The sequence below is a fragment of the Sphingobacterium sp. WM genome, assembly GCF_029542465.1.
Lineage (GTDB): Bacteria > Bacteroidota > Bacteroidia > Sphingobacteriales > Sphingobacteriaceae > Sphingobacterium > Sphingobacterium cellulitidis.
This window is the reverse complement of record NZ_CP120709.1, coordinates 2,980,496-3,003,755: the sequence shown is the minus strand read 5'-3', so window position 1 is coordinate 3,003,755 and position 23,260 is coordinate 2,980,496. Positions and strand designations below refer to the sequence as shown.

The following is a 23,260-nucleotide window of genomic DNA, read 5'->3' as shown; positions in this document are numbered from 1 at the left end:
AAATCATGAAAAAGATATTAATCCTAAACGGACCGAATTTGAACTTATTAGGGGTTCGGGAGAAAGGCATTTACGGTGATCAATCCTTTGAAGTTTATTTTGAAGCGTTGAAGTCTAAATTTTCGGATTTAGAGTTACATTATTTTCAAAGTAATTCAGAGGGGGCTATCATTGATAAACTTCATGAAGTTGGATTTTCATTTGATGGAGTTGTATTGAATGCTGGAGCTTACACTCATACTTCGGTTGCTATTGCAGATGCGATTGCGGCGATTAATACTGCAGTTGTCGAGGTTCATATTTCCAATGTCCACCAACGTGAAGAATTTAGACATCATTCCTATTTATCTAAAAATTGCAAGGGGGTGATATTAGGTTTTGGTTTGGATAGTTATCGATTAGGTTTAGAAAGTTTTAAGAACGACTAAAAAAAAATCAAGATAAAACAGAAAGAGAGGAATTATTCCTCTCTTTTTTGTTTTATAATATCTTCGTTTAATTGCTGGAAGTTTCCAGTTCTTTTTGAAATTTATTTTTGACCATCAGGTGCAGTATTAGAGATAAAATTCCTCCTGCGCACATGACGGATAACATAGGCCAGGCAGTTCCATTATGGAAGAAACTTACCAATGCGGAGGCAAGTGCTCCGATTGCCATTTGAATACAACCTAATAAAGCAGAGGCACTACCCGCTAAACCTTTAAATGGGGTAAGGGCTACTGCAGATGTATTTGGAAAAATAAAGCCATGCCCAAATAAGAAGCAGAAAATTAAAATTAGCATGACTGGGAAACTCAATAAATTCGTCATTAAGGCCACAATCATCAATATCCCAATAAAGGCTTGCCAGGTATTGGCCATCCTGCTGATATATTCGCTACTATGTTTTTTGAGGAAGTATCTATTTAACTGGGTCGCAATAACCATTGCGGAGGCTACAAATGCAAAAGCAATTCCATATTCTTGTTTGGTTAGACCAAAGAACTGTTGCATGACGAATGAAGATCCTGCTAAATAAGCGTATGTGCCGGCAGAAGCAATAGAACCGATCAAACAATAGGATAGGAATATTTTATTGCTTACAACTTGCCAAAAGTTGTTTAAAATAGATTTTGGGGCGAGAGAAAAGCTTTTACTTCCGGCATAACTTTCAGGCAAGAAAAATGCTGTAGCAATAAAGATAAAAAGTGAAAGTAAGGCTAAAAATAGGAAGATATAATGCCAGTCAAAATGAGCCAGCATAAAGGCTCCGATACTTGGTGCCAGAATAGGGGATACCCCAATCACCAACATTAATAAGCTGAAAACTTTCGCAGCTTCACGGCTGCTGTAATAATCCGTCACCATGGCGCGAGCTCCAACCATACCGCCACAACTTCCTAAGGCTTGTAAGAATCTTAAGATGATCAGGTGGTTGATATCCTTTGTGAAAATACATAATAAGGATGCTACAAAGTAGATGGCAAGACCAACGAGTAATGGTTTCTTTCTTCCATATTTATCCAATAAAGGGCCATAGATCATTTGGCCAAAGGCAATACCAATAAAGTAACTCGTCAGTGTAAGTTGCACTTGGTCAACGGAGGTGTTGAAATCTTCGGCGATGACATCAAAGGCAGGGAGGTATAAGTCAATCGAGAAAGGACCAATTGCTGATAATAGTCCAAGGATAAGCAGGGTTACTTTTCTGTTGTTTTTTAAAGTTAAGGTCATCAAAAAATAATAAAAAAAGCCCTACAATTTTGCAGGGCTATATTGTGTTAAGCTTTTTTGTTTTCTTGAGGTTTTCTGAGTAGCAGAAAGATACCTAGCAGAATAAAAGGAATACTTAGAATTTGTCCCATATTTAATAACATACCAGCTTCGAATGCTACTTGGTCGATTTTTACATATTCAATAATAAATCGAGCACCGAATAACAGGATCAGGAATATTCCAAAAAGTTTACCTGGTTTAGGATCTTTATTTTTCTGATACATAGCCCAGAGTATGAAGAAAATTATGACATAAGCGATTGCTTCATACATTTGAGCGGGGTGACGAGGGATTTGATCAATATGTGTAAAAACGACTGCCCAAGGGAGGTCAGTTGGATTACCAATCATTTCTGAGTTGAAGAAGTTTCCAAGTCGAATAAATGCTCCTGCAATAGGTACTACCAATACCAGCCGATCTGCAATCCACATGAAGTTTGTTTTGGTATTTCTAGAGAAAAGCCAAAGGGCTACCAGGATTCCGATAGCTCCACCATGACTGGCGAGACCTGTGAAGCCTGTTAATTCCCAAGCTCCATTAACCTTTTGGAATGGGATAAATATTTCAATAAAATGCTCTTTATAGTAAGCCCAATCATAGAAGAAACAGTGTCCAAGTCTAGCACCAAGGAGGGTTCCTACGAAAATATAGATTGTCAATTTATCCAATAACTCTTGAGATTTCCCTTCTCTCTTGAAGATTTTTAGCATCAGGAAGTAGGAAACGACGAAAGCCAACAACCAACATAGAGAATACCAACGAACGCCAAAGGAACCAATTTTAAAGATTTCAGGCTCAGGTCCCCAAGTAATAAAACTTAAAATATCGATCATATTGTAATAAAATGTGTGGTAAAGATAAGGTTTCGGATTTTATTTTTGCGAAAATAGAGGAAATACTTATTTTGCGAGAATTAATAATACGCTATGGCAAAGAAAGGAACAAAAGTAGAGGAGCAAGCTTCTGTAGTTACAGATGCCTCCTTATCTTTTTTTGAAAAATATATAAATAATCCTTCACCGACAGGATTTGAATGGGGCGGACAACGCATGTGGTTAGATTATATCAAGCCATTTGTTGATGAGACCTATATTGATAATTACGGTACTGCTGTTGGGATCATCAATCCTGAGGCAGAGTATAAAGTAGTCATTGAGGCGCATGCGGATGAGATCTCATGGTTTGTGAATTATATTTCCAAGGATGGATTGATCTATGTAATCCGTAATGGAGGTTCAGATCATCAGATTGCACCATCTAAACGCGTTAATATTCATACGGATAAGGGCATCGTAAAGGCTGTTTTTGGTTGGCCGGCGATTCATACCCGTTCAGGAGAAAAAGAGGAGAGCCCTACCTTGAAGAATATCTTTTTGGATTGTGGTTGCACATCAAAAGAAGAGGTTGAAGAATTAGGGATTCATGTAGGCTGTGTGATTACCTATGAGGATGAGTTTATGATTTTAAACAATCGTTATTACGTAGGTAGAGCATTAGATAATCGTGCTGGTGGTTTTATGATTGCTGAAGTAGCTCGATTACTAAAAGAAAATAAGAAAAAATTACCATTTGGATTATATGTTGTAAATTCAGTTCAGGAAGAGATTGGATTGCGTGGTGCTGAGATGATTGCAAATTATATTAAGCCCAACGTTGCGATCGTTACGGATGTAACCCATGACACGAATACACCGATGATCAATAAGATTACGCAGGGAGACCTTGCATGCGGCAAGGGGCCAGTTGTTTCTTATGCACCAGCGGTACAAATTAATCTGAACAAGCAATTAATTGAGGTTGCGCAAAAGAATAATATTCCGATTCAAAGGCAAGCATCTTCAAGGTTTACAGGAACAGATACAGATGCATTTGCCTATTCAAATGGAGGGGTGCCATCTGCATTGATTTCATTACCTTTACGCTACATGCACACGACTGTTGAAATGATTCATCGAGATGATGTGGATAATGTTATTCGTTTGATCTATGAGATGGTCTTAAGCATTAAGAAAAATCAAGATTTTAGAACTTTTAGTAAATAAAATATAAAGCACAAAAAATTAGACATGGAAAACCCTAATTTAAATCCAGAAGGACAAGAGTTAAGCATTGAATTGACAGAAGAAGTAGCCGAAGGCGTATACTCTAATCTAGCGATCATCACGCATTCAAACACTGAATTCGTAGTTGATTTTGTTAGAATTATGCCAGGAGTGCCAAAAGCTAAGGTCAAGTCCAGGGTTATTTTAACACCAGAACATGCAAAACAATTAATGAAGGCTTTGCAGGAGAATATCAGCCGTTTTGAAGGACAAAATGGGACTATCCAACCAAAGGATATGCCTTACCCTTTAAACTTTGGTACTCCAAAAGGCGAAGCTTAAAATTATTTCATAGCACTTAAAAAGAGCTGCCATCGGCAGCTCTTTTTTGTTTGTTTTCATAATATCAAGAAAACATTCCAAAACGTTAAGGTTGCTTTCTTAAAATATTTGCTGAATGTTTTGTTTTTTAAAGTTTTTTACTGAAATACAATAAATCATGATTTCTGAATTTTCTGTAACAATAGGGTTGGGAATTCTTATAATCGGCTCATATTAAAGAGTTCCTCTAAAAACGCTAAAAATTGGAATGGGATTTGATTAAATGATAATATTGCCGTTTCTGGCATTTCAATCAAATAAAAATGGATATTAAAGTACGAAACCTTAGTAAAAAAGATTATAAGGATTTAAAGAATTCTATGGAGGAGGCTTATCATGGTCTTGGCGATCCATGGACGAAAGAAAATATTGTTGACCTTATAGATATTTTTCCTGAGGGTCAAATTGCAGTGGAGGTAGATGGGAAAGTTGTTGCTTGTGCATTATCTATTATCCTAAATTCTCGAAAAACAAATGTTTATGATAAGTATTACACCATTATTGATGATGGTAAATTTGATAAACACGATACAGATGGAGATACCCTTTATGGAATCGAAGTTTTTGTGCACCCAGATTTCAGATCACTTCGATTAGGAAGAAGGCTTTATGATCAGCGGAAAGAGTTGTGTGAGCAAAGAAACTTACAAAGGATTATCGCTGGTGGACGGATTCCGAATTACCATAACTACTCCGACAATATGACTCCAAGGACTTATATTGAGAAGGTAAAACGTAAAGAAATATATGATCCTACCTTAACATTTCAATTGTCCAATGATTTCCATGTAAAGAAGATTTTGAAGAATTATCTTCCTGAGGATTCTGAATCGATGGAAGTGGCTACGCTTTTGGAATGGAATAATATTTATTACGAACCTGATGCGCCATCCAACTCGGCAACCAAACAAACGATTCGTTTAGGATTGGTTCAATGGCAGATGCGTTTATTTAAGGATTTAGAGGAGTTTTATGATCAAATAGAGTTCTTTGTGGATACAGTGAGTGATTATGGAACAGACTTTATTATGTTTCCAGAGTTTTTCAATAGTCCGTTGATGAGTCCTTACAACGAATTGCCAGAGCGTTTGGCGATGGAGAAATTAGCTGAACATACCAAGGAAATCGTTGAGCGCATACAGCAGTTCGCAGTATCATATAACGTGAATATTATTTCGGGATCAATGCCAATCATGGAAAGAGGAAAACTTTATAATATAAGTTACCTATGTCATCGAAATGGTAGTTTGGATCAGTATAAGAAAATTCATATTACTCCGAATGAGATGAAGTATTATGGCTTGGTAGGCGGATCAGAGGTGAAGGTTTTTGATACGGATTGTGGCAAGGTCGGCTTACTGATTTGTTATGATGTGGAGTTTCCGGAGTTGAGTCGAATTTTAGCAGATCAAGGCATGCAGATCTTATTCGTTCCTTATATGACGGATACACAAAACGGTTATATCCGAGTTCGTTCATGTGCTCAGGCTAGAGCAATTGAGAACGAATGTTATGTAGCCATTGCAGGGTCAGTAGGTAACTTACCTCGCGTTAATAACATGGATATTCAGTATTCGCAATCAGCAGTATTTACACCGTCAGATTTTGCATTTCCAAATAATGCGATCAAAGCCGAAGCAACTCCAAATACCGAGATGGTATTGATTGCAGACGTAGATTTATATGCTTTGCGGGATCTGCATGAATACGGTACAGTCAAGCTATTAAAAGATAGACGAAAAGACTTGTATGAAGTCAAGTTGTTGAAATAATCAAGCATAAAAAAATGGGGTTAATCAAATTAACCCCATTTTTTTATGCTTGATACAAGAACTACAGTTCTCTTATCCAGATATTTCTAAAGGAAACCAAGTCTCCATGATCTTGCAGTCCAATAGGACCAGCGCCATGTGCTTGCATCTTAGGTAATCCAATGTATTCCGTTGTACCTTGGATTTCAGTATTGTTTTGCACCAATACGCCATTATGCAAAACAGTCACCAATCCTCTTTTGATCAGTTGCCCATCTTTATTGAATCTAGGTGCGGTATAAATTACATCATAAGTATGCCATCCACTTTCTGGTTTTCTAGATTCTACTAGGGGAGGGCTTTGTTTATAGATACTACCTGCTTGACCATTGGTGTAAGTTTTGTTATTATCATTGTCAAGGACCTGAAGTTCATATTTCCCTTGCAGGAATATTCCAGAATTGCCTCTACCTTGGCCTTCTCCTTTTATGGTTTCAGGGCTTTTCCATTCAATGTGTAATTGGAAATCCTGGAAGTCTTTTTTGGTATGTATTCCACCGGAACCTGGTTTTACAGTCAGGACATTATCGTTAATGGTCCATTGAGGTTGGCTACTACCATCCTTATCGCTGACCCATTCAGTAAGATTTTTTCCATCAAATAACACAATGGCATCCGAAGGAGCTGCATTTGCTTTAGTGTTTACCACCCTTGGTACAGGTTCATAAAACTCGGTGTCCTGAGGTTGGAATTTGGTCTGAGCGCCAGCGTAAGATACGCCCGCAAATAATGCTATTAGTAAAGAGTGTTTTAACATCGGTTTAAGTATTTTGTTATGGTAATATAAGAAAAAACATTATTTTTAATAAGCAAATTCATAAAACTTTAGTAAGAATGGTCACAATCACGCAAAAAATAGCCCTGGAAGAAGTTCGATTTTATTCTCCGATTGGATATTATGAAGAAGAACAAGTTTTGGGTAATGAGTTTTTTGTAAGTGTTTCTGTAAGTTTTCCTTTTAATAATCCAGATTCAGAAGAGATTCAGAATACGGTTAATTATGAAGAGTTGTATGCCATTTTGGTGGAGGTGATGAGTCCGCGTCGTAAATTACTCGAATCAGCAGCTGAGGATATCTTAAATAGAGTTGTTGAAGAATATTCTCATGTTCAACAAATTGAAGTATCCATTCGTAAAGTAAATCCTCCTTTTGGAGGTGACCTGGCGAATTCTGTCGTATCCCTTTCTTATTCAAAAGATTAGTTAGTTCTTTCTAGCTTAATTCCCTAATATTCTGATTTCCTAAGTTTATTAAAACGGTCATTTTGGCTGTTTAATTTCTTTATTACAAGACAAATTGTCTTGCGAATAATGTTATCTGGCCTTGGTACGTTAGTTGATTAAAGGATGATATAACAAGAAAAAAATAAATAAAACATAAGGAGGAATTAAACATGGCATTAATTAAGTTACCAGGAAAATCTTACAACACAGATGCTGTCAATCCATTTGTAAACAACGTGTTTGACAATTTATTTAATGATTCATTTATCACGGACCGTTTAGTAACACGCGTTCCAGCGGTAAATATTACAGAATCAGCAGAGGCATTTAACATCGAAGTAGCTGCCCCTGGCTTACAGAAATCGGATTTCAAGATCAATGTTGATAAGAATGTGATCAATATTTCTGTAGAGAAACAAGAAGAAAAAGTAGAAGAGGGTAAAGTATACAGTAAAAAAGAATTTAGTTACACTTCTTTCTCGAGATCATTTACACTTCCGGAAGTTGTTGATTATTCAAATATCGACGCGAGTTATGAAAATGGGGTTTTAGATATCAAAATTGGGAAGAAAGAAGAAGCGAAAGTAGCAAAGAGATTAATTGAAGTGAAGTAAGTTTAATTGTGGTTAGTTGATTAGGGTAGCATTTTAATGCTACCTTTTTTTTATGGGATTGTCATAATAATGTCTTTTGTGAGAAAAATATTTAAACTACTTAACACTGTTAAGTAGTTTTGTTTTTGTAAAGATATTATAGGTGGAAAAGAAAATAAAACATAAGGAAGATTTAAGGACTGTGATTTTGGAGGCTGCCAAGAAGCTGTTTGTACAGGAGGGATATGAGGCGACTTCGATTCGCAAGATTGCAAAGGAAATAGGGTTTAGTCCGACTACTATTTATTTATACTATAAGGATAAGAGTGATATAGTATATGCCTTGCATCAAGTAGGTTTTAATATGTTAAAGGATCAGTTTGTACCATTGATGACGGTTGAAGATCCTTTTGAGCGGTTGAAGGCCTTGGGCAGGATATACATGAAATTTGCTTTCTCGCATCCAGAGTATTACCAAGTTATGTTTATGATGCGGGAGCCATTATCCTTTTTGAATGGACAGTTAGGGGATAATTCATGGGTGGAAGGCGAATTGGTAATTGAGTTATTAAAGCATACAATAGTTGAATGTCAAAGTTTGGGTTATTTTAAGGGTATGGATCCTGTTTTTATAACCATTCAGTTATGGAGTTCAGTACATGGTTTGGTTTCCTTACATATTACCCAACATTTGGATTGTATCTCAGACGTATTTGGTCAATCGGGTGAAATGGAAGAGATGTTGAATTCTTCATTTCAAATTTTAATCGGTTTGATCAATTCATCGAAATAGTTTTTTTTGAACATATAGTTAACACTGTTAATAATGAATTTACATCACACACTATCTATTATTATCATAACTCTTGTTGGTTCATTTAGGCTGGCGTCTGCACAGGAGCCTCAATTGGATCTATATGTCAAGCAGGGGTTGGATAGCAACTTAGTTCTTATACAGAAGGATTTATCGCTGAAGAGAGCTATGAATGGTCTTGAAGTTGCCAAGAGTATGTATTTGCCTAATATAACCTTTGACCTTACTTATTCACATGCTGATGGTGGTCGATCTATTGATCTTCCCATTGGCGATATGCTGAATCCTGTATATACCACGCTAAATCAGTTGACGCAAAGTGATAATTTCCCTCAGATAGATAATGAGCAGATTACTTTCCTGCCTAAGAATTACTATGATGCAAAGGTAAGAACCTCGGTTCCAATTATTAATACAGATATCAAGCATAATAAGGTTGTTCGGGAGAAGATGGTGGAGTTGAGTAAAACAGAGACTGAGCTATATAAAAGGGAGTTGGTCAAGGATATCAAGATTGCCTATTTCAATTATTTGAGTGCGGTACAGGCTAAGGAGATTTATGTTAATGCATTAGGCTTGGCTAAAGAGGGAAGAAGGGTTAACCAGAAGTTATTGGAAGCAGGTAAGGGATTACCAGCTTATGTGATTCGGGCAGATGCGGAGATTGCGCAGCATGAATCAAAAATTGCAGAAGCCGATCAACAAATTAAGAATGCAAAGTATTACTTCAATTCCTTGCTGAACCGTTCGGAAGATGCGGAGATTATTTATGATTTGGAAAAGGATAGGTCAGGGGATTTAAAGACTGGGGAGTTATCAGTTGATATCGAAGGCAGGGAGGAATTGAAATCTTTGGAAGGTAATATTGCGATTCAGGAATCCTTGGTAGAGATGAGTAAACAAGCTTTTGTACCGAAGGTAAGTGCTTTTTTGGATTTAGGTTCGCAAGCGGAGGGTTTGAGAGTAAGCCGACATTCACAATATTTTATGGTAGGAGCACAAATGAGTTTTCCGATTTTTCAAGGCAATAGAAACCGGTTAAAGATTCAGGAAAATGAGATTGCAGTCGCGGAGGCTCAAAATAAATTAGATCAGGCGAAGCAACAATTGGGCTTATCGGCTGCGCTGGCAAAGAATGAATTGCTAGCGATGCAGAAGAATTATGAAAGCTCGAAGGTTCAGATGGAGGCCGCCTCAACCTATCAAAGATTAATATTACGAGGCTTCAATGAAGGGGTGAACACCTATATAGAAACCATTGATGCCCGTTCGCAATACACGAATTCCCAAATGGCGAATAACATTGCTGCCTTTAAACTATTATCGGCCATGGCTAAATTAGAAAGAGAAAACGCATCATACCCACTAAAATAATGATCATGAAATTAACACACATAACTATAATACTTGCTTCGGCAGCATTGATTTTAAGCTGTAAAAATGCGGAGCGGAAAACGGAGCTTGCTATTCAGGATACTATCCCAGTAAGGTTGATGCCTATTAATACAGGGTCCAGCGAAACGGGTATTGAAGCGACAGGCGTATTTACCACCGATGATGAAACGGTATTGAGTTTTAAGAATGGGGGAGTTATTTCAAAGATTGCTGTGAAGGAGGGCGATGCGGTTCGTAAGGGACAATTGCTGGCTTCAGTTTTAAGTTCGGAGGTGGATGCGAAAGCAGGTCAGGCTCGATTGGCGGTAGAGAAGGCTAGGCGTGATTATGAGCGGGCAAGCAAGCTGTTCAAAGACAGTGTAGCAACCTTGGAGCAGATGCAAAACGCTAGAACCGCATTGGATTTAGCACAGCAGGACTTGAAATCGGTAAGTTTTAATCAACAATATTCAAATATTTATTCACCGGTTTCAGGCTTTGTATTGGCAAAGATGGCAAACGAAGGACAGGTTGTAGGTCCTGGAACACCAATCTTGCAAGTGAATGGTGCTGGGAATGCAAAATGGCAGTTGAAAGTAGGTGTTGGAGATCAGCAGTGGAGCCAAATCAAAGTTGGTGATGCTGCCAAGATTAGTACGGACGCTATGCCTACGGATACCTTGGATGCGGTGGTCGCAAAAAAATCTGAGGGGATAGATCCGCAATCCGGAACCTTCAGCATATTCCTGGAATTAAAAGAAAAACCAAGCTATAAGTTGGCTTCAGGAATTTTTGGGAAGTCTATTATCCAAAGTTCCGGAATGAAAGAAGGAAATCAATGGAGAATACCATTCTCAGCCTTATTGGATGGCAATGGTCGTGAGGGTTATGTTTTTGTCACCGAAGATGGTAAGAAGGCAAAGCGTCAGAAAATTAAGGTTTCCAAAATAGAGAATGATGATGTGTTGGTAGAGTCTGGGCTTGAGAATGCTCAATCCTTGATTATATCCGGCAGTCCATATTTGTTGGATGGATCAGCAATTACAATCAAAAAATAACATCATAACCAGAAATCATGAGCTTAATAAGATATCCTATTAAGAATTACCAATTTACGATGATCATGGTTTTGATGATCATGGTGGTGGCCATCACTTCGATGATGACCATGCCTAGAGCTGAAGACCCTGACATGAAAGGAGTATCCTTTCCGGTGTTGGTAGTGCATCCTGGGACAAGTCCGAAGGATATGGAACAATTGGTGGTGAAACCTTTGGAAGCTAGATTCTATGAACTAGATAATATCAAGGATATAAAAACTACCATCAATAATAGTGTTGCCTTTTTCTTTATTGAATTTGAATATGGTCAGAACTATGATGATAAATATCAGGAGTTAGTACGTGAATTGAATGCTTCGCGTTCGGAGCTTCCTGATAATATCTACAGTATGGAGGTTTTGAAAATCGACCCTACGAATGTGAGTGTTATACAGACGGCATTAATTTCTGAGAATGCTTCACAAAGTAGCATGAAGAAATATGCGGATAAGCTGAAGCAAGAGTTGGAAAAGGTGAAGGCCTTGAAAGCGGTGGAGATTTCCGGCCTCCCGGACCAGCAGGTTCGCATAGATTTAAAACAGGCAAAGCTGGCGGAATTGGGTATCCCGATGAACAGAATTATTCAAGCTGTTCAGAGTGAGAACCAGAATATTCCTGCGGGTAGCGTAAATGCTGGTAGCTTATCCTTCAGTGTGAAAAGTTCTGGGAACTATCAGAGTATTGAGGATATTCAGAATACTATTATATCCAGTGCTCAGGGTCGAAATATCTTATTAAAAGATGTAGCTGATGTTTATCCATCTTTTGGAATAAACAACCATATCACCCGATTAAATGGCTTTCATTGCATTTTGATCAATGCTGCTCAAAAGGAGGGAATGAATATCTCCGATACCCAGAAGGAGTATAAAAAGGTTCTGGACGAATTTAAAGCTGGACTTCCAGAAAATATTGACTTGGTATTGAATTTTGACCAGGCTAATAATGTCAATAAGCGTCTTGGGGGCTTGGCTGTAGATTTTGGAATTGCGATTTTCTTGGTGCTATTTACCTTATTGCCATTAGGAACGCGAGCTTCCTTGGTTGTTATGATAGCCATTCCATTATCCTTGGGGATAGGTTTGATTGCCATGAATTCATTTGGTTATTCGTTGAATCAATTGAGTATTGTGGGCTTTGTGGTGGCATTAGGACTGGTGGTGGATGATAGTATTGTGGTCGTTGAGAATATTGAGCGTTGGATGCGCGAAGGTTACAGTAAGATCGAAGCGGCTATCAAAGGAACAGAGCAAATAGCATTGGCGGTATTGGGATGTACGGTGACCTTAGTCATTGCTTTTATGCCTTTGGTATTTATGCCGGAGATGGCCGGTGAATTTATCCGAAGTATGCCGATTGCCGTAATTTCATCAGTTATAGGTTCGATGTTTATTGCTTTATTGGTTGTTCCATTCTTATCGAGTAAACTCTTGAAGCCACATGAGCATGAAGGTGGAAATGCGATTTTGAGAGGGATGCAGAAGGTGATCCATAAGTCTTATGGTGTATTTTTGGATAAAGCCTTAAAACATCCGGGCCGTACGGCAATCATTGCGTTGGCGATATTTTTAGGGTCTTTGGCATTGATTCCAATCGTAGGATTTAGTTTATTTCCAGCTTCTGAGAAGCCACAATTCATGATCCATATCAATTCTGCACTTCAATCGAATATTCAAACCACAGATAGTATTACTAAGGCGATTGAAAAGGAGTTGAAGCAAATTCCAGAGGTGAAATACTATACCTCCAATGTAGGAAAAGGAAATCCAAGGGTGTATTACAATATGCAACAGGCACGTGAAGATGTTTCCTATGCGGATATCTTTGTTCAGTTGCATGATGATATTAAGTCCAAGGATAAGATTGCCTTAATTGAGCAGTTGCGAGCCACGTGGACACCTTATTTAGGAGCGAAGGTTGAAGTTCGAGATTTTGAACAGGGAGTTCCTATTATTTCTCCGGTTGAGGTTAGAATTCTTGGTGAAAACTTGGATACCTTACAAGCTCTGGCATTTAAGGTTGAGGATTTATTGAGAAATACGGAAGGTTCGGAATATGTGAATAATCCTATCAAGAACAATAAGACCGATATCAAGGTTAAGATCAATCGTGAGAAAGCCATGGCTTTGGGTGTTCCGACCTCTTCTATTGACCAAACGATTCGTGTTGCCTTATCTGGTTATAGCGTAGGAACCTATACTGATCCTAATTCGGATGACAATGATTATGATATCATGGTCACTGTTCCGCGCAATGGTGAACCGAATATTGAAACATTAGAAGGGATATTTGTGGATAATGTAGCTGGGACTTCAATTCCATTATCTCAGTTAGCAAGTTTGGAATTTGAGGAGTCTCCGTCGAATATCTATCATAAGAATAAAATCAGAACGGTTTCGGTGAATTCATTTGTGAAAAAGGGTTATGGAAATGATGAAGTCATCAATTCAGTAATCGATCAAATGGATAAATTCCCATTCCCAGAAGGATACTCCTATGAAATGGGGGGTGAGGTTGAAAGTAGGGAGATGGCTTTTGGTGGATTTGGGACTATTATTTTGATTACCGTCTTTATGTTTATTGCGGTGTTGATCTTGGAGTTCAAAACCTTTAAGAGCACCTTGATTGTGTTGTCAGTTATTCCGTTGGGAGTAGTGGGTGCTGTGTTGGCATTGTTAGTGACTGGAAATACCTTGTCCTTTGTTGCGACGATTGGTATTGTTGCGCTAGCAGGTATTGAGGTTAAGAATACAATTCTGTTGGTGGATTTTACCAATCAATTAAGACGTGAGGGGATGGCATTAAATGAGGCTATTGAGAAGGCAGGAGAAATTCGGTTCCTTCCAATCATACTAACGACCTTAACGGCTATTGGAGGGTTATTACCGATCGCTTGGTCATCTAATCCATTGATATCTCCATTGGCGACCGTCATGATTGGAGGATTGATTAGTTCAACATTATTATCACGAATTGTTACACCGGTGATTTATAAATTAATTCCTCCAAAAATAGAAGAAGAGGAAAATTCAACACAAATAGAAACGAAATAAAAATCAAGGGCCGATTGATATCTGATATTAACCGGCCCTTTTTATTGCTAATTGTTATGGATTTTCTGATTTGAATCGACGATATTCATCTTTTAATTCTTCATATCTTTTCTTCCAGTCTTCTGGTGTCCTTTGGGAGATATTCTTTAATTTCTTCAGTTGAAACGAAAGGATACAAGATGCTATCCCCGCTGAGATAATTGCCATTCCAGTCCAGATAACTATGGTTAGTCCAGCGAATACAGGATTCCATAGGAGGATAAAACTAAACAGGATTCCAAGGATGGCGAAGAATAAGATCCATCCCCAATTCTTTATTCCATATTGTTTGAGGTCCAAAGCGAAGGATAGATATTGAATGGATTTAAACATGGCGAAGAAACCGATTACAAAAGGCAATGTTGCCAAAGAGATTGCTGGGTTGCTCAATAGTAACAATCCGAAAAGGGTATTTAAAATACCGCCGGTCAGATACCAACCCCAACCATCAATTTCATTTTTATTATTGAGGGAGAAAATAATTTCTGCGACGCCTGAGAATAGAAATGAAATACTAAAAACAAATGATAATGCTAGAAAAGAGGTTACTGGTGTTGATAGCACATAAAACCCTAGAACAATAAGAATAATACCTACGATTAAGGGCAGATACCACTGTTTAACAGCGGTTTTGATGGTTTTGAGAAAATTTTCCATGATAGTATGATTTAAGTAGCATGATAATCTAGATTATAAATTATAACCTAATACAAATCAAATTTCATTAAGTTTTCTTAAATATTAAACCATTATGATGAGTGTCATTTTATCCTGTGATATATTAATTATTGAGGTTAATGAATTTTCCTTTCAAACAAAAATTGTCTATGCTTGTTTGTTTGAAAAAGGAGTAAGTATGAAAAAATTATTGATCATAGGAGCTGCATTTTTAATGTTAGCCTGTAATAATCAGAATAAAAAGAATTCAAATGGAGCCGATTCGGCGATAGCAGAAGGTTCAACGGAAGGAGCAATTCCTGCAAATAATCCAGCGGATGTATTGCCACATGTTGCTAAGAAATTTATTGAAGAGCATTTTCCAAATGCAACGATTCAGCATGTAGAAAATAAACAAAGTCCTGTTTCGGATGGTACTGTCTTCGATGTTGATTTATCAGATAAGACGGAAATAGATTTTGATAAGGATGGCGAATGGCGAGAAATCAGTACGAAAGACAACGTAGTTGTTCCATTAGCTGTATTACCGGCATCTGTTCAAGAGTATATCAATGCCAATTATGCCGGACAAAATATTAAATCTGTAGATAAAGAAATTGATGTAATGGCAGTAGAGTTAGCAAATGATACTGATTTGGTTTTCGATTTAGACGGTAAATTCTTGCGAGTAGATAAATAATAAATATATCCATAATAGAAAAGCCTCCGTATTGTAAAATACGGAGGCTTTTTTTATTGTTGGAGAATTAACCTAAGCTATTCAAGCTTTCAACTAAGATTTGAATCTTAGCTTCAGCATCTGCTTTTTTGTTTTTCTCATTTTCTACAATCTCTGGTTTTGCATTTTGAACAAAACGCTCATTGGATAACTTCTTATCTACAGATACCAAGAATCCTTTAAGGTATTCAATTTCCTTGGTGATTCTTTCTTTCTCGGCATCAACGTCGATATTATTTTCCAAAGCAACATAACATTCATCTTTACCAGCCAAGAAACTCACGGCACCCGTAACTTTTTCTTTTACAAAGGTTAATTCCTCAACATTCGCTAGTTTTTTGATACTATCCTGATAAGTACTGTAGTCAATATTTGTCGCATTGATAGCTAATGGGAGAGCTATTTTAGGAGAAAGTCCTTTTGAATTTCTGATATTACGAACCTCAGAGATGATTTGTTGTACGATAGAAAATTCTTTGATGATATTTTCGTCGAACCCTTGTGATTTCGGGAATTCAGCAACGATAATACAATCTTTTTCATCGCGTTCTCCAAAAATCTCATCATGCCATAATTCTTCTGTGATAAATGGCATAAATGGATGCGCTAATTTCAGAACCTTTTGGAATAATCCTTTTACAGTCTCATAGGTTTCTTTTTCAATAGGTGCTTGGTAAGCAGGTTTTACCAGTTCCAAGTACCATGAACAGAAATCATCCCAGATTAATTTATAAGTTGCCATCAAGGCATCTGAAAGTCTATAGTTTGCAAAATGTTCTTCAATTTCCACAAGGGTTTGGTTGAATCTAGCTTCAAACCATTTTGCTGACATCTTTTGCGAATCAGTTGCTTCCTTGTCTACCACTTCCCATCCTTTTACCAAACGGAATGCATTCCAGATTTTGTTGGCAAAGTTTCTTCCTTGCTCACAATAAGAAACATCAAACATCAGGTCATTTCCTGCAGGTGAAGATAACAACATACCCACGCGAACACCGTCAGTTCCGTACAATTCCATTAACTCAATAGGGTCAGGGGAGTTACCCAATGATTTAGACATCTTACGGCCTAATTTATCCCTTACAATTCCAGTAAGATATACATTACGGAATGGAGGTTTTTGGGTATAATCATGTCCCATAATGATCATACGTGCAACCCAGAAGAATAAAATCTCAGGTGCAGTCACTAGATCATTTGTTGGGTAATAATATTTAAAATCAGGATTTTCTGGATTTCTTACGCCGTCAAATACAGACATTGGCCATAATCCCGAAGAGAACCAAGTATCCAAAACATCATCTTCTTGACGAATTCCGGAAGTTGATTTGCCTAAGCTTTCAAATTCCTGAATAGCTTCAGCTTCAGTTTTAGCAATTACCCATTCATTCTTTTCATTGTACCATGCTGGAATTCTTTGACCCCACCATAATTGGCGAGAAATACACCAGTCTTTAACGTTTTCCATCCAGTGTTTATACGAGGCAAAAAACTTGTCTGGTATTAACTTGATGGTTCCGTCTTCTACATATTCTAAAGCCGGTTTAGCTAGGGTATCCATTTTCAAGAACCACTGCATGGAAAGCTTAGGCTCGATAGCAGCATTTGTTCTTTCTGAAAAACCAACCTGTGATTTATAGTCTTCGATTTTCTCAATCTGTCCAGCCTCTTCCAATAATACAGCGACTTTCTTACGCGCAATGAAACGGTCTTCACCTACCAGGATCTGAGCCTTTTCATTTAAAGTACCGTTATCATTTAAGATATCAATAACTTCAAGATTGTGTTTTTGACCAAGTTCATAGTCATTTAAATCGTGAGCAGGGGTAACCTTTAGACATCCTGTACCGAATTCCATTTCTACATATTCATCTTGAATAATTGGAATCTCGCGGTTGATCAAGGGAACTAAAACTGTTTTTCCTTGTAGGTGTTTATACCGTTCATCCGCGGGGTTGATACAGATGGCAGTATCGGCCATAATCGTTTCCGGACGAGTAGTCGCAATAATCATATACTCATCGGAATCTTTGATTTTATAACGAACGTAATAAAGTTTTTGATTGACTTCTTTACGGATTACTTCTTCATCAGAAAGGGCAGTTTTACCTTCAGGATCCCAGTTTACCATACGGATTCCGCGATAGATATAACCTTCTTTATAGAATTTGATAAAGGTGTCGATTACAGCTTCAGAAAGGTCTGGATCCATCGTGAATTTGGTTCTTTCCCAATCACATGAAGCGCCTAGTTTTTCTAATTGCTTAAGGATGATACCGCCATATTTCTCTTTCCATTCCCAAGCATAGCTCAAGAACTCTTCACGAGTAATAGATGACTTCTCGATTCCTTTTTCTTTCAACATAGCGACAACCTTTGCTTCAGTTGCAATGGATGCATGGTCTGTTCCAGGGACCCAGCATGCATTTTTACCCTGCATACGAGCACGGCGGATCAATACATCTTGAATAGTATTGTTCAACATGTGTCCCATGTGAAGGACTCCGGTGACGTTTGGTGGAGGCATTACAATTGTATATGGCTCACGCTCATCTGGTACCGAACGGAAAAATCCATTTGACATCCAGTAGGAATACCATTTCTCTTCAGCTTCTTTTGGATTGTACGTTTTTGCTATGCTCATTATGATAATTAATGTTCTAAAAGGTTACAAAAATACGCATTTATAGCCTTATTTCCCACCTGTTAGCCGTAAATAAATATCCTAGATTTAGTAATTAAAAATTTAATGTTAATTAACTGTTACTATCTTCAATTAAATGTAAATTTGGCGATTGAATTTTTTAGTAACATGAAAAATGTTGTCAAAGATTTAAGGGGCTTTTTCTTCTATTTCGGCTTTTGGCTAATGATGAGCTTCTTGGATCGCAGTATATTTTTAATTTTTTTCTCGGAGAAGCTTGATAACCCTAATATAACCGATGTTTTAAGGATTTTCTTTCATGGGCTACCGCTCGATTTCTCTGTAGCATCATATATCTGTGTATTGCCTTTCTTGGGGTATTTGCTGTTGAATTATTATTCAAATGATACTCTGAAACGGAAGCTTCTAAAAGCATACACCTTTGTCATTCTTTTATTTTATCAGATTGTCACCTTTGCCAATGTAAATATTTACAGGGAATGGGGGGATAAAATTTCCAAGCGAGCGATTGATGCGATTGCTGAAGATGCTGCCGGAGCTGCAGCTTCTGCGGAATCTACTCCGATACTGATACCAGTATTGGGAATTGTATTGTTGACTGCGGGTAGTTATTGGTTATTCTTAAGGCTTTTTAAAGGGGTAGAGTTTCCTAAAAAACTACCTATATGGAAGCTGTGCATTCAGATTTTCATAGGAGCTCTATTTTTATTCGGGTTTATCCGTGGCGGCTTTGGAAGAGCTCCACTGAATCCTAGTAAGGCGTATTTTTCGTCGAAGACTTTTTATAATCATGCTGCGGTAAATACCCATTATGCATTATTGAGGGAATATTTTACTCGGAACCAAAGAATGCGTTCGCCATATAAATACTTCCAGGAGGAAGGTGAAGTGTTAGAAAAAATAAAACCAGCATTTATTGAGAATCCTGACTCTTCCTTTAATATTCTGAAGACCAAGCAACCAAATGTTGTTTTATTGGTATTGGAAAGTTTTGTTGCTGATCTCATCGAGTCTACCGGTGGCGAAAAAGGTATCACCCCGCATTTTGAAGAAATGATTTCTAAGGGAGTATTCTTTGATCAGATTTATGCAGCATCAGATCGTTCCGATAAAGGAATTGTTGGAGTATTCAGTGGATTTCCAGCACAAGGACCAGAAAGTATCATCAAGTATATTGATAAGCATGAGAATATGCCTGCCATAGGCCAGGAGTTTTTCAATGCCGGCTATACCACCTCATTTTACCACGGAGGACAGAGTGAGTTCTATAACTTTAAATCGTACATGTTGACCCATGGAATTGAAAGGGTAGTGGATATCATGAATTTCAGTCCTTTGCTGCCTAGAACATCATGGGGAGTTTATGACCATATTGTATTTGAAAAAATGATCGAAGACCTGGATGAAGATAAACAGCCTTTCTTTTCGAGTATTTTTACCTTGGTCAACCATGAGCCCTTTGAGCTGTATGAGGATTACAAGTATGGTAAGGACAATAATGTAAATAAGTTTAAGAGTACAGCCTTCTATACGGATCACTCGGTCTTTCAATTTATTGAAGAGGCCAAGAAAAAGGATTGGTATAAGAACACCTTGTTTGTCTTGGTTGCAGATCATGGTCATCGATTGCCAGCAGAGAAATGGGATATCTCAAGACCGCAGAGGTTCCATATTCCATTGTTGTTTTTTGGGGATGTGATCAAAGAGGAGTACAGAGGGAAAAAGTTTAATCAAATCGGAAATCAAACCGACCTTGCAAAAACTTTGTTGAATCAATTGAATCTACCTTCGGATCGATATAAGTGGAGTCGGGATTTATTTAATTCCACTATGCCACAAGTAGCCTTTTATAATTCAAAGGATGCATTTGGAATCATCAGTCCAGAGGAAGTTATCTCCTATGATCGAGTAGGTAATCGAATAAACTATAATTCCAGTGAACAATATCCTCAAGTTAAAGCAGATAGCTTATTAAATATGGCTAAAGCTTATTATCAAGAGGTGTATGAAGACTTTATGAAGTATTAAGATGATAAAGCTAAAAGGATGGTTTGGACCTTATTTAGCCCTGGCAATTCGCCTTGGCTTGATGCTGGTTTTGTATGCGCTTCTAAGGTTAGGTTTCTACGCTTTTAATATTTCGCAGTTTCCACAGGTATCATTCGGTGAATTGATGACCATGATGGCTGGTGGTATTAAATTCGATATAGTTGCCTTGTTGTATATTAATATTTTATATATCCTACTGGTTTCTTTTCCGATTCCATTCAAGTATAATCGAGTATATTCCAAGATTACGAAATGGGTTTTTGTAGTGTGCAATAGTATTGGCATTGCATTAAACCTGATAGATTTCGCTTATTATCCATTTACATTAAAGAGGACAACAGGAACTGTTTTCGGTCAGTTTGCCAATGAGGAAAACCTGTTGGAACTATTTCTGGACTTTGGTTTAGAATATTGGTATCTAATCTTGGTTTTTGCATTGATTGTTTGGTTATTGATCAAACTATATGATTTAGTTCGGGTTGAACCACCGGTTGCATTTAATTGGAAATTTTATTCGGTTCAATTGGTTCTTTTGCTTACGGTCGCATTTTTATTCGTTGGAGGTGTTCGTGGTGGTTGGGCACATAGTACACGTCCGATTACCTTGAGTAATGCTGGGGATTATGTGAAATCACCAGAGGAGATGAATATTGTGCTGAATACACCCTTCTCCATTCTGAAAACATTAAAGGCTGTAAGTCTAAAAGAGGAGCATTTCTTCTCGGATGAAGAGTTGAATAAAATGTATCCGGTTGTACATCAGCCCAAAGACTCGGCGGAATTCAAAAAATTAAATGTCGTTATCCTGATTTTGGAAAGCTTTGGTAAAGAACATATTGGTTTTTTCAATAAGGATTTAGATAATAGAACCTATAAGGGGTACACTCCATTCTTGGATTCCTTGATTCAGCAATCCTATACTTTTACAAGATCGTATGCGAATGGTAGAAAATCTATTGATGCATTGCCTTCGGTGATCACAGGAATTCCTTCTATTGGAGAGCCATTTGTGCTTTCGGTTTATTCTGGAAATAAGACTACCAGTTTGGCGAAGTTGTTATCCGATGAAGGCTATGAAACCTCCTTTTTCCATGGGGCTCCCAATGGAAGTATGGGCTTCTCTGCCTATATGCAATTGGCCGGGATTAAACATTATTACGGCAAAAACGAATATAATAATGATGCTGACTTTGATGGTGTCTGGGGGATCTGGGATGAGCCATTTATGCAGTATATGGCGAAAGAAATGGACCAGATGAAAGAGCCTTTCTTTAGTAGTTTTTTCTCCTTATCATCACACCATCCATTTAAGGTTCCTGAAAAATATGCTGGTAAATTCCCGAAAGGAACATTAGCCCTCCATGAACCATTAGGCTATGCTGATCATGCCCTAAAAGAGTTTTTTGCAACAGCCTCTAAAAGTAAATGGTATAATAAAACGTTGTTCGTTATCTGTGCCGATCATGCAAGCATGACTCACTTTAAGGAGTACAATACGATGCCGAACTCTTTTGCCATACCTATTATATTTTATTACCCAGGTGGAGAGTTGAAAGGGGTATCTGATAAATTAGTTCAGCAAATTGATATTATGCCGACCGTATTGAACTATTTGCAATATGATAAGCCATATTTTTCATTTGGCTTTGATGCCATGTCAGCGGATAGGAACAATTTTGTGGTTAGCAATATTGGGAATATTTACAACTTCTTTATGGGGGATTATTTCATGACCTATGGAGATAAGGAAGTAAAATCAATGTATAATCTAAAAACGGATAAGTTCTTGGAGAATGATCTTAAAGGTAAAGAGTTGGGAGTCCAGGACTCGCTAATGAAGCATTTAGAATCCTTTATGCAACAGTATAACAACCGAATGATCCACAATAAACTGGTTGCTGAAAATTAATTTACGATTGGCTTTCCGAATTTATATCTCAAAGTGAATACTTGTTGATTATCCACTTTTCCTGGTGAAAAATGGAATGAGGCAGTAAACTTTCCTTCTATGTGGTTTGATTTAAAAGGCATCCATCCAATATCCAATCGGTCATAGGTTTTACGATGGTAGAAAGAATCTCCATTCGGAAGGTTTAGAGCTTCTCCCAAATAAAGGGTGTTTTCTAGGAAGAACCGTTTATAGCCCATATATACATTGGAGATAAAGCCAGAAGCTTTTTGCATATCATAAACTGATCTCACTCGATCAAATCCCATGGCTGCTCCAGCATCAATAGTCAATGAATCAAATACCGTTTTATGACTTAGATCTACACCCAAACGAAGCATCACCACAGCATTGTCTTGTATATGTTCGTCAATGCTATCATTGCTGGTCAATGCATTGTGGTACATCATTCCATCGTTCCTGATATAGAAATTCCCTATGGAATACTTACCTGTTATGCCTGCAACAAATTGTTCCCGATTTTGATAACCTTGTTTGCTCATCCAATCGATAAAAACCGTTTGTTTGAAGTTCTCATTTTTATAATTGAAATACATTCCTTCAATATTGGGACGATCATACATCAAGGTGTCAGCAAGCACCATTCTTGGGATATCCTTGAGCCTTTCATATCGAGGCATAAATCCCAATGCAAAATCAAATTTTTCCGTTTTGTAATTATAATATGCAATAGGGTTTACTCGACTTTTATTCTCAGTATTGATTCCAAATTCCTGATTGAAATGAACCCCTCCATAAATCCTATGGTTTTCTTCAATTTGGAAATAAACGTTAGGGGAGATGGTCGCACCGAAGAAGGTTTTAGGAATAGTATACTGTGCTCCATATTCTCTGTTGTCCGCATATCCAAAAAAATCAATTCCTAATCCGATCTTTTGGGCATAAGAATTAAATGAGAATACCAATAAAATAGCGCAGAAGAAAATACGTAACATGTAGGAGCCTTGAAGGTGCATATAATAATTTGGAACAACTTAATAAGAATCTCTCAAAAA

General features: G+C 37.5%; 19 protein-coding genes. 13 read left to right on the top strand and 6 right to left on the bottom strand.

The genetic code is table 11. The annotated features are described in order from the left end of the window. Positions 1-5: 5 nt before the first annotated feature. Positions 6-428: a type II 3-dehydroquinate dehydratase gene (gene aroQ / locus PZ892_RS12860; RefSeq protein ID WP_094279939.1), complete on the top strand. Its 423-nt coding sequence runs from the start codon at positions 6-8 to the stop codon at positions 426-428. 67 nt (positions 429-495) lie between these two features. Here aroQ and PZ892_RS12855 read toward each other — a convergent pair whose 3' ends face one another. Both PZ892_RS12855 and lgt read right to left on the bottom strand, forming a co-directional pair. Further along, complete coding sequence (locus PZ892_RS12855; RefSeq protein ID WP_094256067.1) at positions 496-1,713, bottom strand: multidrug effflux MFS transporter; 1,218 nt, start codon at positions 1,711-1,713, stop codon at positions 496-498. A gap of 47 nt (positions 1,714-1,760) precedes the next feature. Further along, positions 1,761-2,588: a prolipoprotein diacylglyceryl transferase gene (gene lgt / locus PZ892_RS12850; RefSeq protein ID WP_094256066.1), complete on the bottom strand. Its 828-nt coding sequence runs from the start codon at positions 2,586-2,588 to the stop codon at positions 1,761-1,763. A 93-nt stretch (positions 2,589-2,681) separates the two neighbouring features. Between lgt and PZ892_RS12845 the strand changes: the two genes are divergently transcribed. From PZ892_RS12845 to PZ892_RS12835, 3 genes are all read left to right on the top strand, one after another. Continuing rightward, positions 2,682-3,797, top strand: a complete 1,116-nt coding sequence (locus PZ892_RS12845; RefSeq protein ID WP_094256065.1) for a M42 family metallopeptidase — start codon at positions 2,682-2,684, stop codon at positions 3,795-3,797. A 24-nt stretch (positions 3,798-3,821) separates the two neighbouring features. Next, positions 3,822-4,139, top strand: a complete 318-nt coding sequence (locus tag PZ892_RS12840) for a DUF3467 domain-containing protein (protein ID WP_094256064.1) — start codon at positions 3,822-3,824, stop codon at positions 4,137-4,139. 302 nt (positions 4,140-4,441) lie between these two features. Further along, positions 4,442-5,950 (top strand): bifunctional GNAT family N-acetyltransferase/carbon-nitrogen hydrolase family protein, encoded by a 1,509-nt coding sequence (locus PZ892_RS12835; RefSeq protein ID WP_094256063.1) that lies wholly within the window; start codon positions 4,442-4,444, stop codon positions 5,948-5,950. Positions 5,951-6,011: 61 nt separating this feature from the next. Here PZ892_RS12835 and PZ892_RS12830 read toward each other — a convergent pair whose 3' ends face one another. Next, positions 6,012-6,746: a DUF1080 domain-containing protein gene (locus PZ892_RS12830; RefSeq protein WP_094256062.1), complete on the bottom strand. Its 735-nt coding sequence runs from the start codon at positions 6,744-6,746 to the stop codon at positions 6,012-6,014. Positions 6,747-6,823: 77 nt separating this feature from the next. Here PZ892_RS12830 and folB point away from each other — a divergent pair, with 77 nt between their 5' ends. The 6 genes from folB (at position 6,824) to PZ892_RS12800 (ending at position 14,147) form a co-directional block, all read left to right on the top strand. After that, the gene (folB, locus tag PZ892_RS12825) at positions 6,824-7,192 is read left to right on the top strand and encodes a dihydroneopterin aldolase (RefSeq protein WP_094256061.1); all 369 of its coding nucleotides are present in this window, start codon (positions 6,824-6,826) and stop codon (positions 7,190-7,192) included. Between the two features lie 191 nt (positions 7,193-7,383). After that, positions 7,384-7,827: an Hsp20/alpha crystallin family protein gene (locus PZ892_RS12820; RefSeq protein WP_094256060.1), complete on the top strand. Its 444-nt coding sequence runs from the start codon at positions 7,384-7,386 to the stop codon at positions 7,825-7,827. Between the two features lie 142 nt (positions 7,828-7,969). Beyond that, positions 7,970-8,599, top strand: a complete 630-nt coding sequence (locus tag PZ892_RS12815; RefSeq protein WP_094279942.1) for a TetR/AcrR family transcriptional regulator — start codon at positions 7,970-7,972, stop codon at positions 8,597-8,599. Between the two features lie 33 nt (positions 8,600-8,632). After that, a complete protein-coding gene (locus PZ892_RS12810; protein ID WP_094256059.1) occupies positions 8,633-9,994 on the top strand; it encodes a TolC family protein in 1,362 nt (453 codons plus the stop codon). A 5-nt stretch (positions 9,995-9,999) separates the two neighbouring features. Beyond that, complete coding sequence (locus PZ892_RS12805; protein ID WP_256962476.1) at positions 10,000-11,052, top strand: efflux RND transporter periplasmic adaptor subunit; 1,053 nt, start codon at positions 10,000-10,002, stop codon at positions 11,050-11,052. A 17-nt stretch (positions 11,053-11,069) separates the two neighbouring features. Further along, positions 11,070-14,147 carry an efflux RND transporter permease subunit gene (locus PZ892_RS12800; RefSeq protein WP_277711420.1) on the top strand — a complete coding sequence of 1,026 codons (3,078 nt, stop codon included), beginning with the start codon at positions 11,070-11,072 and terminating at the stop codon, positions 14,145-14,147. A gap of 54 nt (positions 14,148-14,201) precedes the next feature. Here PZ892_RS12800 and PZ892_RS12795 read toward each other — a convergent pair whose 3' ends face one another. Further along, positions 14,202-14,843, bottom strand: a complete 642-nt coding sequence (locus PZ892_RS12795; protein ID WP_277711419.1) for an HdeD family acid-resistance protein — start codon at positions 14,841-14,843, stop codon at positions 14,202-14,204. A gap of 199 nt (positions 14,844-15,042) precedes the next feature. Here PZ892_RS12795 and PZ892_RS12790 point away from each other — a divergent pair, with 199 nt between their 5' ends. After that, complete coding sequence (locus tag PZ892_RS12790) at positions 15,043-15,543, top strand: PepSY-like domain-containing protein (protein WP_182499536.1); 501 nt, start codon at positions 15,043-15,045, stop codon at positions 15,541-15,543. A 67-nt stretch (positions 15,544-15,610) separates the two neighbouring features. Here PZ892_RS12790 and PZ892_RS12785 read toward each other — a convergent pair whose 3' ends face one another. After that, positions 15,611-18,226, bottom strand: a complete 2,616-nt coding sequence (locus tag PZ892_RS12785) for a valine--tRNA ligase (protein WP_277711418.1) — start codon at positions 18,224-18,226, stop codon at positions 15,611-15,613. A gap of 168 nt (positions 18,227-18,394) precedes the next feature. Between PZ892_RS12785 and PZ892_RS12780 the strand changes: the two genes are divergently transcribed. Together PZ892_RS12780 and PZ892_RS12775 are read left to right on the top strand one after the other, a co-directional pair. After that, on the top strand, positions 18,395-20,275 hold the full coding sequence (locus tag PZ892_RS12780; protein WP_277711417.1) for an alkaline phosphatase family protein: 1,881 nt from the start codon (positions 18,395-18,397) through the stop codon (positions 20,273-20,275). 1 nt (position 20,276) lies between these two features. Next, complete coding sequence (locus PZ892_RS12775; RefSeq protein WP_179221409.1) at positions 20,277-22,205, top strand: alkaline phosphatase family protein; 1,929 nt, start codon at positions 20,277-20,279, stop codon at positions 22,203-22,205. Here PZ892_RS12775 and PZ892_RS12770 read toward each other — a convergent pair. Next, the gene (locus tag PZ892_RS12770) at positions 22,202-23,200 is read right to left on the bottom strand and encodes a hypothetical protein (protein WP_094280111.1); all 999 of its coding nucleotides are present in this window, start codon (positions 23,198-23,200) and stop codon (positions 22,202-22,204) included. The two genes, PZ892_RS12775 and PZ892_RS12770, sit on opposite strands and share 4 nt — an antisense overlap. Positions 23,201-23,260 lie beyond the last annotated feature (60 nt).

Bases quoted from the DNA above. Each gene is read 5' to 3' on its own strand.
- aroQ (WP_094279939.1), top strand. From the start codon at position 6: ATGAAAAAGATATTAATCCTAAACGGACCGAATTTGAACTTATTAGGG.
- PZ892_RS12855 (WP_094256067.1), bottom strand. From the start codon at position 1,713: ATGACCTTAACTTTAAAAAACAACAGAAAAGTAACCCTGCTTATCCTT.
- lgt (WP_094256066.1), bottom strand. From the start codon at position 2,588: ATGATCGATATTTTAAGTTTTATTACTTGGGGACCTGAGCCTGAAATC.
- PZ892_RS12845 (WP_094256065.1), top strand. From the start codon at position 2,682: ATGGCAAAGAAAGGAACAAAAGTAGAGGAGCAAGCTTCTGTAGTTACA.
- PZ892_RS12840 (WP_094256064.1), top strand. From the start codon at position 3,822: ATGGAAAACCCTAATTTAAATCCAGAAGGACAAGAGTTAAGCATTGAA.
- PZ892_RS12835 (WP_094256063.1), top strand. From the start codon at position 4,442: ATGGATATTAAAGTACGAAACCTTAGTAAAAAAGATTATAAGGATTTA.
- PZ892_RS12830 (WP_094256062.1), bottom strand. From the start codon at position 6,746: ATGTTAAAACACTCTTTACTAATAGCATTATTTGCGGGCGTATCTTAC.
- folB (WP_094256061.1), top strand. From the start codon at position 6,824: ATGGTCACAATCACGCAAAAAATAGCCCTGGAAGAAGTTCGATTTTAT.
- PZ892_RS12820 (WP_094256060.1), top strand. From the start codon at position 7,384: ATGGCATTAATTAAGTTACCAGGAAAATCTTACAACACAGATGCTGTC.
- PZ892_RS12810 (WP_094256059.1), top strand. From the start codon at position 8,633: ATGAATTTACATCACACACTATCTATTATTATCATAACTCTTGTTGGT.
- PZ892_RS12805 (WP_256962476.1), top strand. From the start codon at position 10,000: ATGAAATTAACACACATAACTATAATACTTGCTTCGGCAGCATTGATT.
- PZ892_RS12800 (WP_277711420.1), top strand. From the start codon at position 11,070: ATGAGCTTAATAAGATATCCTATTAAGAATTACCAATTTACGATGATC.
- PZ892_RS12795 (WP_277711419.1), bottom strand. From the start codon at position 14,843: ATGGAAAATTTTCTCAAAACCATCAAAACCGCTGTTAAACAGTGGTAT.
- PZ892_RS12790 (WP_182499536.1), top strand. From the start codon at position 15,043: ATGAAAAAATTATTGATCATAGGAGCTGCATTTTTAATGTTAGCCTGT.
- PZ892_RS12785 (WP_277711418.1), bottom strand. From the start codon at position 18,226: ATGAGCATAGCAAAAACGTACAATCCAAAAGAAGCTGAAGAGAAATGG.
- PZ892_RS12780 (WP_277711417.1), top strand. From the start codon at position 18,395: ATGAAAAATGTTGTCAAAGATTTAAGGGGCTTTTTCTTCTATTTCGGC.
- PZ892_RS12775 (WP_179221409.1), top strand. From the start codon at position 20,277: ATGATAAAGCTAAAAGGATGGTTTGGACCTTATTTAGCCCTGGCAATT.
- PZ892_RS12770 (WP_094280111.1), bottom strand. From the start codon at position 23,200: ATGTTACGTATTTTCTTCTGCGCTATTTTATTGGTATTCTCATTTAAT.